This window comes from Flavobacterium kochi, from assembly GCF_048286715.1.
Taxonomy (GTDB): domain Bacteria; phylum Bacteroidota; class Bacteroidia; order Flavobacteriales; family Flavobacteriaceae; genus Flavobacterium.
Genome location: NZ_JBLVPW010000020.1, coordinates 67204 through 84712 on the forward strand (window position 1 = coordinate 67204; position 17509 = coordinate 84712).

Annotated in this window: 9 protein-coding genes and 1 pseudogene; all 10 read left to right on the forward strand. The window is 39.5% G+C overall.

Features of this window, described 5'->3' with window-relative positions; genetic code table 11:
- The first annotated feature begins 316 nt into the window (after positions 1 to 316).
- Positions 317 to 3766, forward strand: a complete 3450-nt coding sequence (locus ACNQGH_RS16845) for a SusC/RagA family TonB-linked outer membrane protein (RefSeq protein WP_417957178.1) — start codon at positions 317 to 319, stop codon at positions 3764 to 3766.
- 18 nt (positions 3767 to 3784) lie between these two features.
- Positions 3785 to 5236, forward strand: coding sequence for a RagB/SusD family nutrient uptake outer membrane protein (locus ACNQGH_RS16850; RefSeq protein WP_417957179.1), 1452 nt, complete (start codon positions 3785 to 3787; stop codon positions 5234 to 5236).
- A 125-nt stretch (positions 5237 to 5361) separates the two neighbouring features.
- Positions 5362 to 6282, forward strand: coding sequence for a dihydrodipicolinate synthase family protein (locus tag ACNQGH_RS16855; protein WP_417957180.1), 921 nt, complete (start codon positions 5362 to 5364; stop codon positions 6280 to 6282).
- 28 nt (positions 6283 to 6310) lie between these two features.
- Positions 6311 to 7483, forward strand: a complete 1173-nt coding sequence (locus tag ACNQGH_RS16860; RefSeq protein ID WP_417957181.1) for a galactose oxidase — start codon at positions 6311 to 6313, stop codon at positions 7481 to 7483.
- An 87-nt stretch (positions 7484 to 7570) separates the two neighbouring features.
- Entirely contained in the window at positions 7571 to 8815 is a 1245-nt protein-coding gene (locus ACNQGH_RS16865) for an MFS transporter (protein WP_417957182.1), read from the forward strand.
- A 139-nt stretch (positions 8816 to 8954) separates the two neighbouring features.
- Positions 8955 to 11051 (forward strand): GDSL-type esterase/lipase family protein, encoded by a 2097-nt coding sequence (locus ACNQGH_RS16870; protein ID WP_417957183.1) that lies wholly within the window; start codon positions 8955 to 8957, stop codon positions 11049 to 11051.
- Positions 11052 to 11167: 116 nt separating this feature from the next.
- Positions 11168 to 12385: an AGE family epimerase/isomerase gene (locus tag ACNQGH_RS16875; RefSeq protein WP_417957184.1), complete on the forward strand. Its 1218-nt coding sequence runs from the start codon at positions 11168 to 11170 to the stop codon at positions 12383 to 12385.
- A 61-nt stretch (positions 12386 to 12446) separates the two neighbouring features.
- Entirely contained in the window at positions 12447 to 15653 is a 3207-nt protein-coding gene (locus tag ACNQGH_RS16880) for a LamG-like jellyroll fold domain-containing protein (RefSeq protein ID WP_417957185.1), read from the forward strand.
- 59 nt (positions 15654 to 15712) lie between these two features.
- Complete coding sequence (gene nagA / locus ACNQGH_RS16885; RefSeq protein ID WP_417957186.1) at positions 15713 to 16834, forward strand: N-acetylglucosamine-6-phosphate deacetylase; 1122 nt, start codon at positions 15713 to 15715, stop codon at positions 16832 to 16834.
- Positions 16835 to 17209: 375 nt separating this feature from the next.
- Positions 17210 to 17509: pseudogene (locus ACNQGH_RS16890) on the forward strand (glucosamine-6-phosphate deaminase); the annotation flags it as partial.

The following is a 17509-nucleotide window of genomic DNA, read 5'->3' on the forward strand; positions in this document are numbered from 1 at the left end:
TCAATCCCCACATGTATTCTGACTGTGCTGTTTTTCTTTTGAAATAGTTTTTTTCAATTAGTAAAAATTATCATTAAAAAACGAACGCAGCCATTCTTATTCTTAAAACACAAAGAATGGTTTTAAGATTACCAACTTAAAAAACAACAAAAATGGGAAAACCCTTTTTTACAAAACATTCATTTGTTATCCATAAAAAAAGCCAGCAGATGCTGTACACATTGCTGGCTGGTTCTTCGTAAAAAGAACTGCGGTTGGAAAACAAATAAATAAACCAAGAAGGAAGAATTATTATTAACCTAACCATTACAAAAGTATGAATTTATTACCAAAAAGCAAGCCTAAAAATTGTTGGCTTAGCCCTAATCTGGGGAAAGCCATGAAATTAACATCCTTATTTCTAGTGGCTTTTACTGCACAGGCATCAGCTTCGGTAACCTCAGCAACGGTTGTTTTTTTAGAAAAAAATGTTGTCATTACCAAAGAAGCAAACAAATTAGACCTAATCCAAAAGAAAATTACAGGAAAGGTAACTAATGAAAAAGGAGAATCTTTACCTGGAGTAAATATTATTGCCAAGGGCACTACTCTTTCAACACAGACAGATTTTGACGGGAATTTTACATTTGAAGTACCTGACAATATAACAACATTAGTAGTTTCTTACATAGGGCTTCAAGAGCAGGAAGTAACTGTTGGCAACGCGCCTCTTACTATAGTCCTAAAAGAAGTGGGCCAGCAAATGAATGAAGTTATTGTGGTGGGTTATGGTTCACAAAATAGAAGGACCTTAAGTACCTCAGTTTCTAAATTAGACAAAAAGGTTTTAGAAAATGTTCCTTACTCCAACGTAACACAATCCTTGCAGGGAAATGTAACAGGTCTAGTAGTGCGTACCGCATCAGGCCAACCGGGTAAAGCATCTAATATCTTAGTGCGTGGAGGTACTTCTATTGATAATCCTGCAGGTGCGACTCCTATGTATATTGTTGATGGCGTTATTCGTACTCAAATTGATGATATCAACGCTGCTGACATCGCATCCTTACAAGTGTTAAAAGATGCCGCAGCAACATCCATCTATGGAGCTCGTGCTTCCAATGGTGTTATTATTATTACCACGTCGACTGGTAAAGTAGGCAAAACTAAAATTACCTACAATGTTTCCACTCAAAACAGTCAGGTAGGTAAGAAATATGATTTTTTGGAAGGCGGAGACTACATTAGATTACAACGTTTAGGTTTGTATAATGCGGCCGAAATCGCAGGACTTTCAACCACCACCGGTATTGCCCGATTAGGGCAATTAACAGGGGCTACACCTGCCGGTACCGGAAATAACTTATTGAATAACACCCCATTCGCCACTTTATTAAAATCAAATCTGGATGCAGCCACTATTCAAGGGCTACAGGCGAAAGGTTGGCAAGAAATGGCAGATCCTCTTAATGCTGCCAATACTATTTTGTACAAAAGCACGAATTGGAATGATATTTTATTTCAAAATGCCATCACCCAAAATCACACCTTAGGTTTTAGCGGCGGTGGGGATCACGGTGTTTTTGACTTGAGCTTAGGCTATCTAAAAGGAGACGGTATAACGATATTTACCGGGTACCAACGCTTTACCAGTAAGTTAAATGCCTCTTTGAAATTAGCGGACAATTTTACTATAAATGGACGTGTTCTCTACTCGAAGTCCAGCAATAATCAAGTGGTTGCCAATAGCGTTGTTTTCAACAGGTACTTAGGAAACGCTCCTACCACAAAATTATATTTAGAGGATGGAACGTTAGCTCCTGGCCAGAATAACATTAATGGAAATCCATTATACCAGATGGGTAAAGTGAAAGGAATTAATGAAAATAATAAATTGCAGATGAGTGTCGACGGTGATTTAAAAATCACTGATGCTTTGACTTTTACACCTTCATTGTCAATATACAATGAAAATGAAAACGACAATACTTTTCAACAGGCTTTTTTAAGTGGAAGCAATGGTTTGGTAGACAATACTCGTACTGCCACACGATTAAGCAATCAAATTGCTCAATTCCAATACGAAGGGGTATTTACCTATGCTAAATCTTTGGATAATAAAGGTGATTTTCAGGCAAAATTGGGTGCTTCTAAATTCGACAGAACCATAAAAGCATTTAATGCTTCCGGAAAAGGAAGTCCTTCCGATCTTGCCCAAACTTTAGATTCATCACCCATACCGGTTTCTGTATTTAGCAACAATACCCGATTAGTGCTGAACAGTGTTTTTGGTCGTGTGAATTACGATTACAAAAGCAGGTATTTTGCAACAGCCTCTTTCCGTTATGATGGTTCTTCCAGTTTAGGCCCAGATAATAAATATGGCTTTTTCCCAGGATTATCTGTAGGCTGGAATGCACATGAAGAGAAGTTTTGGACTGTGATGCCTGAGGTTGTTTCTTCTTTTAAACTTCGTGGAAGCTACGGTGTAAACGGTAACTTAGGTACTCTGGGGGATTTCCAATCCGGAGGATTGTATTCTGGTTCCGCTAACGGATTTGCCAATAGCTACAATGGGCAATCTGCAATTGTAAATTCTCAAATTGCCAATCCAGGTTTGAAATGGGAGCAATCACAAACTATAAACGGAGGTTTTGATCTTGGTTTTAACAAGGATCGAATTAGAATAATTGGAGATTTTTATAATAAACTGACTTCTGATTTACTAACGAATCTTACGCTTCCATCCAATAGTGGTTTCTCTACGGTGCTAACCAATTTAGGTGGACTAAGAAGTAAAGGTTTTGAATTGGAACTGAATGCCAATGTGTACAATCAAAATGATTTAAAAATTAATGTAGGAGCTAATGTTTCACACAATACCAATGTAATCGAGAAACTTCCTTTCAATGGAAATGTAAACAACAGAATTGGCGGAACTGAAATTTGGGATGCCGCCAGCGGTACTTATAAGTATGTTGGCGGTTTACAGGAAGGTCAAAAAATTGGTGACTTTTATGCCCATAAGCAATTGCATATTCTTTCCACTCAAGCGGAAGCTGATGCCTACAACGTAACAACACATGATAATTATGTAACTAAAACTGCAGCAGCAGGTGGAAATCCGACCGGTAAGAAATTCGCTGGAGATGCTGTATTTTTAGATGTAGATAACAACGGTATAATTGACAGCCGCGACAGAACTTTCATGGGTAATATGTTCCCTAAATTTGTAGGAGGATTTAATTTTGACGCAAGTTATAAAGGATTTTCATTGACCGTAAGAACAGATTACTCTTTGGGAGCTACTATTTACAACGAAGCCAGAGCACGTTTTGTAGGTCAGTTTCAAGGGAATTACGGATTATTGGCAGAAAGCCTGCAATCCTGGCAAAAAGAAGGTGACATTACTAATGTGCCCCGTTACCGTTGGGCGGATCAAACCAACCAAAACAACTTGTTCCGTTCCGAGGCTAGTGGTGCAAGCTATAATACCAATATGTTTCAAGGAAATAGCCGTTACTACGAAAGTGGAGATTATCTGTGCATCAGAGAAATTACATTGAGCTATACTGTTCCAAAATCAATAATTGACAAAGTTGAATTAGCATCAGTACGCGTATATGTAACAGGAAGCAATTTACATTATTTTACCAAATACAGCGGTTTAAGCCCTGAAGTACAAGGTATCGATGGCGGATCAAGTCTTGGATTAAATGATGCCGGAGCAAAAGGTACCTATCCCGTTCCAAAAAACTTCATCCTTGGTTTAAACATTGGTCTGTAATTTTTAATACTAAATATCATGAAAAAGAAAATTCTTTTATACGTTATACTTTTTATCGGACTTTCACTGGTAAGTTCCTGCGAAGACGATTTAAATCTAAAATCTGAAAGTGTAATTACTTCTGCCAGTTTTTGGAAAACAGAAGACGATGCCAAAGCTGGCGTCAACGGTATGTATTTTACTTTTAGAGCCCAAACCCAACAAAATTATTATTTGCTGGGAGGTGCAAGGTGTGCTGAAATAACCAGTGGCGTTCAGTCACCACTGAGTTTGGCAAATTATTACAATAACAACCTAACGGCCCAAAATATCGACGTGGACTGGGCCGGTTTGTATACGGTAATTCACCAGGCAAATTTAGTATTGAAATATGTTCCGACAATTCAATTCAGTCCAACAACCGTGAATGAGCAAAAGAGATATGTGGCACAAGCATACGCTATGCGTGCTTTCGCTTATTTTATTATGGCGCGTTCCTGGGGTGGTGTGCCAATTGTAACCACACCAACAGAAAACACCAATCAATCCGAATATATCGTTCCACGAAATACAATCGAAGAAACATTTGCATTCATTAAGTCTGATATTGAATTGGCGATTGCTAATTTTCCTGATGCGACCAACAATAAGGTTCAGCTATCCTTGGCTTCAACTTATGCTTTAAAAGCAGATGTGAATTTATGGACAGCCAAACAATTGAGCGGAGGAAACACGGATTTAAATACGGCTTTGACTGCCATTAATGCTATTCCTTCGGCACCAGCCCTACTACCAAATTTCAAAGATGTATTTGCTTTTAGCAATAAAGGAAATGCCGAAGTACTTTTTGCAGTACGCTATTCATTAGCCGATGTGCCTTCATCACTGTCCGACAATTGGAATTCTTTCATGTTTGTTGGACCAAGCGACTTTGCGCCACTGACAGCAGCGACAGCAACGGCCACTTTTGGAACCCTGGGAGTCGGTACCGGTAATGCAGGTATTTCCAGAGTACAACCCGATATTACCCGCTTCAACTTTAGCAGTTCGGATACCCGAAAAACAGCTACTTATTTAACTTTATATAATGGATCTACTCCGGTAGTCACCGGTTTAGTGAAATATAATGGAACCGTTGACGGTGCAACCAGAAGGTTTGTGAGCGACATTATTATGTACCGCTGGGCTGACATCCTGCTGATGAAAGCAGAAATTAAAAATGCATTAGGCCAGGATCCAACTTCAGAAATGAATCAGGTAATGCAAAGAGCCGATGCTTCTGCCTCCTTTACAAACGGCTCTCAGGCAGCTAATAACGATGTCATTTTAAATGAACGGTTAAAAGAATTAGCTTTTGAAGGCAAAGCATGGTGGGATTTAGTTCGTTTCAACAAAACATACCTCGTGCCATCAATGGCCGGTAAAAAAATATTGTTTCCAATATCCCAAAACACCATTAACTTCAATCCAAAAATCACTCAGAATCCATAATAAAAGAGGTCTTAAATTAAGCCGGGAGTTTCTTAAATTCCCGGTATAATTAAAAAGATAAAAGAATAAGAAAGAATAAGAAAGAATAAAAAAGAATAAAAAAGAATAATTAAAAAAGATATCTCATGAAAATCGAACATTTACAAGGACTTATTTCAGCTCCTTTTACACCTTTTGACAGCAATGGAACATTAGATGTTAGCCTAATTCCGGCCTACTATACTTTTCTAAAACGAAACGGAATTACAGGTGCTTTTATTAATGGATCTACCGGAGAGGGCGTCTCTATTACCCTAGAAGAGAAAAAAGCCGTTGCACAAGCTTGGGCGGACTGTTCCAATCATGATGCCGATTTTAAAGTAATGGTGTTCCTTGGAGGTACCTGTCTTACGGATTGTATTGATTTGGCAAAACACGCTTATGAAATTGGTTTGTATGCGGTGTCATTGACAGCACCATTTTATTTCAAGCCTGCCACTATAGATACACTGGCGCAAGTCTGTATCAAAGTAGGTGAAAGGGTGCCTAATATGCCTTTCTATTACTACCATATTCCGGTATTGTCAGGGGTAAACCTGCCAATGTTTGATTTGGTCAAAGCATTGGATGGAAAACTGCCGAATTTTGCAGGAGTAAAATATACCCATGAAGATTTTATGGATTACCAAAGTTGTATGAGTTATAAAAATGGTAAATTCGATATGCTTTGGGGACGTGACGAGAACATGTTGTCTGCCTTAGTGTTAGGAGCCAAAGGTGCTGTCGGAAGTACATTCAACTATGCCGCTCCGTTGTACTATGATTTAATTGCCGCATTCAATGCAACTGATTTGGTTAAAGCACGTGCGTTGCAGCAAAAATCAATTGATATGATTCGCCTGTTAGGTAAATATGGGGGGATATCAGTAGGTAAAGCCTATATGAAAATGGTGGGGCTGGATTTAGGAGAATTTAGACTTCCGGTAAAAAACATGAGTCTCGAACAGTTCGAATTGTTTAAAAAAGATGTAGAAAGCCTCCATTTTGGAGATTTCAAATCCAAATAGCCAGTTCGTTTATTTCAAAACAAGCAGTATGAATCAATCTATTTTTCCTCTCATTCTTTCCTTACTTATTATGTCAACAACAGATGCCCTTTCTCAAAAAAAAGCCATAAACCATGTTGAATGGAAAATGGCAGCTCAACTGCAAAATGCTGATGGCAGTACCTCATTAGGTTTTGCTGGTGCAATTAATGGCATTACTAATGATGTTTTAATTGTCGCGGGAGGTGCAAATTTCCAAGATAAAATGCCTTGGAAAGGAGGAAAAAAACACTATTCAAAAGAAATTCATGTATTGCAAAAGTGCAACGATACCTATACCTGGAATAAAAATGTACGCAGCACATTACCGGAACCTATTGCCTATTGCAGTTCCACTTCAACTGATTTAGGAGTGGTATATGTGGGTGGTGAAAATGAAAATGGACTTTCAAATAAAGCCTTTATCTTAAACTGGAATGCTGCTTTAACTGAGGTTGAAGCTACTGCCCTGCCCAATTTCCCTTTAGCCATTACCAATATGGCGCTCACCCATATTGGGAATGTCATTTATGCAATTGGTGGTGATGAGCCGACTAAATCTTCCGATCTGTTTTTTAGTCTTGATTTAAACAGTACGAATCGGGAGTGGAAAACATTACCCAAATTGCCCATCGCTTTGGCTAATACGATTGCGGTGGTTCAGCATAAAAACAAGGAGACGAATATCTATGTTATTGGCGGAAGAACCAAAACGCCTTCAGGCATAAGTGATCTGCACCACACTACTTTTGCTTTTAATATAAAAAAACAGATTTGGGAAAGTCGTGCAAACCTATCGGATGGAGTCAACACAATCAACTTTTCAGCTGGTGCAGGTGTGGCCGTGGATTCGCATTCCATCTTAATCGTTGGTGGTGATACCGGTACCGTTTTTCATAAAATCGAAACGTATTTAGCACAGATTGCACAAACCAATTCTACAGAGGAAAAGGCCAGGTTAGCCGCAGAGAAAAATAAGCTGAATACTAATCATGATGGTTTTTATAAAGGAATCCTGTTATACGATACCCTTACCGATTCATGGTCTAAGATTGGTGAGCTGCCTTTTCCTGCTCATGTGACAACTACTGCTACACTATGGAATGATAGAATTGTTTTGTCCAATGGGGAAATAAAACCAGGTGTTCGTACCCCTGATGTTATGTTAGGAACTATAAAATAATTCGCTCAAAATAGGTTTTTACCCCATTTTTTTATGTTGAAAAATACAGGTAAAAATCATAAATAAAATTATAAAGCAGATCAAAATATGAAAAACACGAAGTATTATCCTTGGGTGGTAGTAGGCTTGCTATGGCTCGTCGCGTTGCTAAACTATATGGACAGACAAATGCTGGCAACGATGCGTCCCTCGATGGAAACCGACATTCCTGAATTGGTATCTGGTGAGAATTTTGGACGTTTAATGGCTATATTTCTTTGGATTTATGCTTTAATGAGTCCCATATCCGGAATTATTGCGGACAAACTAAACCGAAAATGGCTGATTGTAGTCAGTTTATTTGTCTGGTCAGCGGTAACGTATGCTATGGGTTATGCGACAACGTACAGTCAGGTGTATTGGTTAAGAGCGCTGATGGGAGTGAGTGAAGCTTTATATATTCCGGCCGGTTTATCGCTCATAGCCGATTACCATCAGCAAAAAACAAGATCTCTTGCCATTGGCATTCATATGACGGGACTCTATGTGGGTTCTGCATTGGGAGGTTTTGGAGCTACAATTGCCGCTACCTATTCCTGGCATGCTACTTTTCATTATTTTGGAATAGTCGGTATTTTTTATGCTTTCGTTTTGGTTTTCTTTTTAAGGGATACAACAGTTGTGGCAACAAAACCTGTAGATTCAGATTCGATGACAACAAATCAAAAAAATTCTCTTTTTAAAGGTTTAGCTTTATTATTCACCAACATCTCTTTTTGGGTTATCTTGTTCTATTTTGCCATAATAAGCTTACCGGGCTGGGCCACAAAAAACTGGTTGCCTACCCTATTTTCAGAAAACTTAGGAATCCCAATGGAAGAAGCGGGCCCCTTAGCTACCATTGCCATCTCCTTTTCATCTTTATTGGGAGTGATTTTTGGTGGCCTTCTATCTGATAAATGGGTACAAATAAACATAAAAGGCAGGGTTTATACCAGCGCAATTGGTCTGAGTTTAACGATTCCTGCGCTACTGCTGATTGGTTTTGGACATTCCTTATTTAATGTGGTGGGTGCCGCGCTTTGTTTTGGTGTAGGTTATGGAATGTTTGATGCTAATAACATGCCTATTATCTGTCAGTTTGTTTCTTCAAAACACAGGGCAACGGCCTACGGTGTCCTAAATATGACTGGAGTCGGTTGTGGTGCATTAGTAACTTCCCTTTTAGGCAAATCCTCAGATAGCGGAACTTTAGGCTACGGTTTTGCTCTGATGGCGGGTGTAGTTGTACTTGCCTTACTGGTTCAAATCAGTTTTCTACGTCCAAAAGTGAATGATTTTGTTGATGTTTAAAATTCATTAGCATCGTTTACTAAGTTCAAATGATTGTTTTGGTTGTTTTTTTATCTGTTAAGGCGGAGCCTTGTGTTCCGCCTGGGGATGACTTACGCCTATTTGAACTAATTTATGAAAAAATAAAAACAGGAATACAATGAAAAAGAATCTATTATTTTTGGTCTCTTTCGTTTCAATAGTCTTTCATTTTGAGTCAGTTGCACAAAAAGCAACCCTCAGAGTGGCCTGCATTGGAGATTCCGTGACAGCGGGTTATCTGTTAGCTGATGCTGCAAATGAATCCTATCCTTCACAGCTTCAAATCCTGATGGGTGAAAAATATGAAGTGAAAAATTTTGGACATAGCGGAGCAACACTTTTGAAAAAAGGAAGCACCCCCTATTCTAAGACAAAGGAATGTACCGATGCCATTGCGTACAGCCCTGATATTGCTGTTATCCATTTGGGATTAAATGATACGGATCCAAGAAATTGGCCTAATTACAAAGAGGAATTTGATGCCGATTACGCCTGGTTGCTGGATACATTAAAAAAGCAAAATCCAACAGTAAAAATTTACATCTGCAGATTAACTCCTATATTTAATGAGCACCCTCGTTTTAAGTCAGGAACCAGAGATTGGTTTTGGCAAATTCAATCCCATATACCATCCATAGCAAAAGCAAATCAGGTTCATTTAATTGATTTGCATGAAAAGCTATACCATCGTCCGGATCTATTTCCTGATGCTTTGCATCCAACAAAAGAGGGAGCAACTATTCTTGCGGAGACCGTTTATGAAAACATCATTCAAAATTATGGCGGATTAAAATTAGCTGCTGTTTTCACCGACAATATGGTTTTGCAACGCAATCAGCCTATTCCCATTTATGGAACGGCTAATGGCGGTGATACCATAGCGGTCACTTTCAAACAACAAAAAAAGACTGTCATAGCCGATCCATACGGAAAATGGAAAATTATTTTTCCAGCGTCGACACAGGGCGGGCCGTACGAAATGATCATTCAGTCTAAAGGAACAAACCTTAATTTGAAGAATATTCTGGTTGGGGATGTCTGGTTTTGTTCCGGACAGTCCAATATGGCATTCCAGCTTCAAAACTCAGAAAATGGTTCAGCAGAAATAAAAAAAGCAATTGGGAATTCTGCTATCCGGTTATTCAATGCCAAAGGGATACGAGAGACTGATGAAACGGCCTGGGATGCTGCCACTTTGGATAAAACCAATCAACTGCAATTTTTTTCGGGAAGCTGGTTGGTATGTGATTCGATAAGTGTCAAAGATTTTTCAGCCATTGCCTATTACTTTGGTAAAAACATCGCTCGCGAAGAAAATGTACCGGTGGGTTTAATTCAAGTGGCCGTCGGTGGATCACCAATAGAATCCTGGATTGACCGAAATACACTGGAACATGACAATACAGTAGTTGATGTATTGACCAACTGGCGCAAATCTGACTTCATTATGCCTTGGGTCAGAGCGCGCGCCGATATGAATTTGAAAAACGCCACAAATGTAAAACAACGCCATCCCTATGATCCTTGTTACAATTTTGAAGCTGGAGTTGACGCCTTTACAAAATTTCCTACAAAAGGCGTGATTTGGTACCAGGGCGAAAGCAATGCACACAATGTTGAATTATATGAACATCTCTTGCCGGTATTAGTAAAAAGCTGGCGTAAAGCATGGGATGCCAACCTCCCCTTTTATTATGTTCAATTATCAGGTATTGACCGGCCAACCTGGCCAGCATTCAGGGATGCCCAAAACCGATTACAAAATAAAATACCAAACAGCGGAATGGCAATTAGCATGGATTATGGCGAGGCACTCAATGTACATCCAATTAAGAAAAAAGAAGTGGCAGATCGTTTGGCGCTTTTGGCCTTGCGGTACACCTATGGAAAATCTGTAATTGCGAATGGCCCATCCCCTTTGAAAGCTGTACAAAAAGACGAAGACATCCTGATTTCATTTGCATTTGCGAAACAATTAACCACTGCTGACAAAAAACAACTAATTGGTTTTGAATTGGTAAACGACAAAGGAATTCACCTTCAAAGTAAAGCAACAATTATAAAAAATAAAGTACATATCACGGTACCGAAAGGAGAAAAAATAAGAACTGTTTTATACGCATGGAAACCGTTTACTACAGCCAATTTATTGAATGAAGCTGGTTTACCGTGTTCGACCTTTAAACTAGAACTCGATGCAGTTACTGAAAATTAAAAGAGATTCCATAAGGAAGATAAACAAATAGGAAGGGCAAATCTCTTTGGCTAAATGACTTCTAAATGAACACCTGGCACTAAATAAAAAACATCAGTTACAAAAATATATTAAAAATGAGCTATTCAAAAACAGATCTTCTCAGCTTAAAAGATTTTTATCAAAATCAATTATTAAATGATACAGTGCCCTTTTGGTTTCCACGTTCGATCGATACCGAATTTGGCGGCTATTTATTGATGCGTGATCAGGACGGTAGCTTGATTGACGACGACAAAGCGGTTTGGATACAGGGTCGTGCCGCATGGTTATTGGCTACACTTTACAATACTATCGAGCCAAAACAAGAATGGCTGGAAGGTTCTAAAACAGGAATCGATTTTTTAAACAACCATTGCTTTGATACCGATGGGCAGATGTTTTTTCACGTAACCCGTGACGGACAGCCCATACGCAAACGCCGCTATTACTTTTCGGAAACCTTTGCAGTGATTGCCATGTCTGCTTACGCCAAAGCAAGTGGTGATGAAGCTGCCGCTGAAAAAGCGCGTTTTTTATTCGGAAAATGTATTGAATATTCCACTTCATCGGATCTCTTACAACCTAAATTCACCGCTACCCGACCATCAAAAGGAATAGGCACTCCTATGATTATGATCAACACAGCACAACAGTTACGCGAAAATATTGGAGACCCCCGTTGTGATGAATGGATCAGCAAATGGATTACCGAAATTGAAACCGATTTTGTAAAAGAGGACATTAAATGTGTGATGGAACAAGTAGCGCCAGATGGTTCCATTATAGATCACATTGATGGCCGCACGTTGAATCCTGGTCACGCCATTGAAGGGGCCTGGTTCATCTTACACGAAGCCAAATACAGAAACAATGACCCTCATTTAATTGCATTAGGTTGCAAAATGCTGGATTATATGTGGGAACGCGGATGGGATCAGCAGCATGGAGGAATTTTATACTTCCGTGATGTATACAACAAACCCGTTCAGGAATATTGGCAGGATATGAAGTTTTGGTGGCCCCATAACGAAGTAATTATTGCAACCCTTCTGGCCTACACGATGACCGGAGATGAAAAATACGCAACATGGCACAAAATGGTTCATGACTATGCTTATGGTAAATTCCACGATAAAGAAAACGGAGAATGGTTTGGGTATTTGCATAAAGACGGAACCATCGCCCAGACTGCCAAAGGAAATATGTTCAAAGGACCCTTTCATTTGCCCCGCCAGGAGTGGTATTGCCTGCAACTGCTCAATGCTTATTTAAAAGAGCCGTTACGTTTGATTTCAGCTGACGCTGCCAACTAGTCGACAAAACCGCCCTAGCCACTCTTATGTTTTTTAACCAATTTAACCAAATATTAAAAATATGAAAAATGTATTACTTTCTTTCTGTTTGTTTTTTATGAGTTTATACGGTAACAGCCTAAAAGCACAAAGTGGCAAGGTTTTAAACCTGGACGGGACTGGTACTTATATGACGGTAGCCGATCATGCGGATTTAAACTTTGGGTCAAGCCAAAATAAAACAATTAGCTGTTGGATAAAAACTACCACTACAACGGGCACTCCACGCATATTTGCCAAAAGAAATGGTTCCTCAGGCAATGGATATGAATTTTGGACCGGCAATGGTGCGAATGCTGGTAAGGTTGCCTTGAATATGCAAGGCAATGGTACCCCTAATAACATTAGTACCGCCGGCTATTCCGCAAATTCAATTGCTGACGGGACCTGGCATCATATCGCATTGGTATTGGATGCTTCCAGTAACCGAACAGTATACGGTTATGTGGATGGTGTTTTAGCGAATACTGGAAAAACCTTTACATCCGTTACCGCTGATTTTTCCAATGCTTTGAACTTTGTTGTTGGGGCTACATCGGACACCAATAACAGTTACAAATGGGCTGGCCAAATTGATGCTCTTCGGATTTGGGATAAAGCGATGACTCCAACTGAGTTAGTGGCAGACATGACCGCAGTGGTAAATGGCCCAACTCCCTCTCTTTTAGCAGCATGGGATTTTGAAAATGTAAGCGGCAGCACTGTCCCCGATGTTTCGGGTAATAATCATGCAGGAATCCTTATTGGAAGTCCGACTGTTTCAAATGCTTTTCCTATGATTTTATCTTTGGATGGGATTAACGATTATATGTCCGTTGTCAATCATACCGATTTCAATCTGGTTACAGGACAAAGTTTAACCGTTACCTGTAACATTAAAACTGCTGATTTCTCTAAACGCATCCTGAGTAAAAGACCTGGCGGTGCGGGTATTGGTTATGAATTTATCAATAATTCATCAGCTGGCGGCGGGCAATTTGGCGTTAATTTAACAACAAGTGGTGGCGCAGCGGGGCCACCATACGGAACATCAAATATAGCGAATAACAACTGGCATCATCTCGCTATGGTTATTGACGCTCCCGCTACCAATTGCAAAATTTATGTGGACGGTGCTTTACAACAAACCAAAACTACTTCAAACATTGGGGGTGCGAACACCGTTTCTAATACGGGTAATGTACTGTTTGGAACGCTAAGCAATTTCGCGTCCTTTATGAATGCTCAACTAGACGATATCCGTTTTTGGAACAAAGCAATGACGGCTGCAGAAGTACTTACTGATAAAACAGCAATTATAACTGGTACCGAAGCTAATTTATTGGCAGCATGGGATTTTGAAAATGTTAGTGAGGTTACTGTTCTGGATATCTCAGGCCACAACCATCCCGGGACGTTAAATGGCGGGGCAACGGTAATCGCGCAAACCAATACCATGCAAATCAATACAGTATCATTAATTCAAACCGAGCTTCCAACGGGCATGGGAGATCTAAATCAACGCATTGTTGCCGTAAAAGTTACTGCAAACGGAACAATCAATCCCCTTACTGTAAGCGCTCTGAAATTCACTATGAATGGGACGACAAATAGTGCTGATGTCACCAACATTAAGATATACTCGAGCGGAACCACCGCCATTTTTAATGCGGCTACCGCTACTTTATTTGGAACTATAGCACCTACGGCCGGTAATCTGACCGTTAATGGAAACCAGGCTCTACTGCTCGGAGACAATTATTTTTGGATCACTTATGATGTGGCTGCCGGAGCAACCGAAGGGAATCTATTGGATGCAAGTTGCGAATCAATAGTAGCAAATGCAATTACCTATACTACCGCTGCCAGCACCGTTGCCGGTAACCGTGTTATCTTATTAGGCAATACACTTTTATTTACTCCCGGAGATGCCGGATCGTCAAACTATCGCATACCCGCAATAATTACGGCTGCCGATGGTTCATTGGTAACGGTAACTGACAAAAGATGGAATGGCGCGGGAGATTTAGCAGCAAAAATCGACCCGGTAGTCCGTCGCAGTACAGATAACGGGAAAACATGGTCCGTGCCTGTTACCATTGCCAATTTTGGCGCGCCATCAGGAGCCGGAGATGCAGCATTGGTTATGGATCAGGCAACTGGAAATTTAATTTGTTTGCTTGCTGCTGATTTAGGTTTTTTTGCATCAACCCCAACAAATCCAATTAAAATAAAATATTGCAGAAGTACTGACAATGGAATCACTTGGGGTGCACCAATAGATATAACGAATCAAATTTATGGCGCCGGGTGTAGCAATCCCATCTCCCAAAATTGGTTGGGCGTATTTGTAGCTTCCGGCAGAGCACATCAATTGAGAGATGGTCGTATTGTTGCTGCCATTTGTGTTAGGGAATCAGGCGGAGGAATCAACAATTACATAATTTCAAGTGTGGATGGAGGTATCACCTGGACACCATCAACAGGCATTGCCGAAACAGGCGGCGATGAAGCAAAAATTGTAGAATTGAATAATGGAAATCTGATGATGAGTATTCGTAATTCCGGAACACGTAGATTTAATATTTCAACCGACAAAGGAGTCTCTTGGGGTACCGCCTACAATCAGGCAGCTATTACCGACCCCAATTGCGATGGAGATTTTATCCGTTATACCTCAACTTTAGACGGATATGATAAAAACCGTTTGTTACATACCATTCCTTTTGCAGGAAACAGAACCAATGTTTCTGTGTTAATGAGCACCGATGAAGGCGCCACTTGGCCCATCAAAAAAACAATTTTTGCTGCAGCATCCGCTTATTCCAGCTTAACTGTATTACCTGACGGAACACTGGGAATCTATTACGAAAACGGTGAAAATTCAACATATCAGATGTATTTTGCTCGATTTAGCTTAAATTGGTTAACAAATGGCGCAGATACATTTGTTTCAAGCGCCCTTTTTCTTAAAAATAAAACAAATAAAATTACTGTTGAAAATGGGGCACTGAGTGCGGCGGTAGAACCAAATCCCACAACTGATGTAGTAAAGCTTACAATTAGTAATGCAAATGAACCCGTTACGGTTAAAATATTTAATTTATCCGGTAAAATGATTTATAAAACTATAATAAATAATACTGGCCAGGAAGTACTGCTTCCTCTGGGCAATCAGGCTCAAGGCATTTACGTTTTGCAGTTAAGCGATTCAAAAATAACAATCAATAAAAAAGTAATAAAGAAATAAGCCTCTCGGATTGCCTTTTTTAAACAGGAATAAGTCAAACCACATTTAAATTATAAAAAATGAAACAAGCCATTGTTAACGGAATTGTACATACTGGTGAGGAGATAAATAATGACGTCATTATTATAGAAAATGGAACAATTATTTCTGTTCAAAAAGAAATTCCCACTGCCATTCCCCTAATTGATTTACAAGGCGAGCACATTGCTGCCGGGTTTATAGACATCCAGATAAATGGTGGAGAACAGCTCTATTTTAGCCAGACCCCAACAGAAGAAACCATTCAGGATATTTATGAAACCAGTCTGAAATATGGTACCACCCACGTGCTTCCATGCCTGATCTCTTCGTCTAATGAAACCATTCTTCAAGGTATTGAAGCCATCCTTAATTATAAAGCCAAATACAATAACGGAGTATTGGGAATGCATCTGGAAGGACCTTTTTTGGATCCTTTAAAACGCGGGGCCCATAGTATCAATCAGGTTCGTAAACCTACTAATTCCGAATTGGAAGAAATTATCCGTTATGGCAAAGATGCGATAAAGGTAATCACAATCGCCCCGGAATGTTTTACCGATGAGCAGCTAGATATGCTATTGGAAAGTGGCATCGTTATTTCGGCGGGACATTCGACCATGACCTATAAAGAAGCCCAATATTATTTTTCGAAAGGGATTAAACTGGTTACCCATTTATTCAATGCAATGACTCAATTTGGTCATCGGGAACCTGGTTTAGTTGGTGCAACATTTGAAAATGAAGCCGTTTATGCTCCTGTTATTTTAGATGGTGCCCACTGCGATTATGCCGCAGCAAGAGTTGCTTATAAATTAAAGAAAGACAAATTCTTTTTAATTAGCGATGCTGCTTTTTTAGGACGCAAAGTTACCAGTTTTAAATGGGAAAATTTTGATGCGCATCTCGACAACGGCTTTTATAGAAATGAAGAAGGTAATTTGGCCGGCGCCAGTATTTCGATGAAAGAAGCGGTCCAGAATGCCTTCCATCATCTCAATGTATCAGCTGATGAAGCGATTAAAATGGCAACTTGCCGAGTAGCAGGCGCTATTAATATGGACAATCAACTGGGCAAGATAAAACCAGGATTCCCGGCGAGTTTTGTCACATTTAATGCTAATCTGTCGACAATAGAAACATTGAATACGGCCAGAATTTAAATATTCAATTTTAAATCAGACAACTAAAACCATAGCACTTCAGAATACAGTAAAATCCAAAGAATGGAAACTCCTTTTCGTGGGAATAGTATTTGCTATTTTATGGGCATCGGCAGCAGCCACTAAAATCGGACTGCATTCAGTTCAGCTTTTTGCCATTTCTATTTTTAGATTTCCAATTGCCGGGGCAGTCCTGTTGTTTGTAACGTTAAAAAACAATCCAATCAATCCAAATCGCTCATTTCATAAGGAAAGAACCCTTCGGTTTATTTACTTTTTCGGGTGTCATCTTTGTAATAAGCGGACCGTATATCAATATGTTTTTAAAAAATAAATAGTAATAAATTAAGTAATTAACTCAAATAAAAAACAAAAATGAAAAGTGTTTTAGAAATTAAACCTGACATCAGTTATAAAAGTGCCGGAAAATTTGAAGAAACGAGATTCGAAAAAATTCACAATGAAATTTTCAAAAATTCTGTTGAAGCTTCAAAAATTGTTGCGCAGGAAATAGCGGCTTTGATTAGATCCAAGCAAGCTGAAAACAAATCTTGTGTCCTTGGTTTGGCCACGGGTTCCTCGCCAATTAAAGTATACGAAGAATTGGTCAGAATGCATCAGGAAGAAGGACTAAGCTTTAGTAATGTAGTGACTTTTAATCTGGATGAATATTAT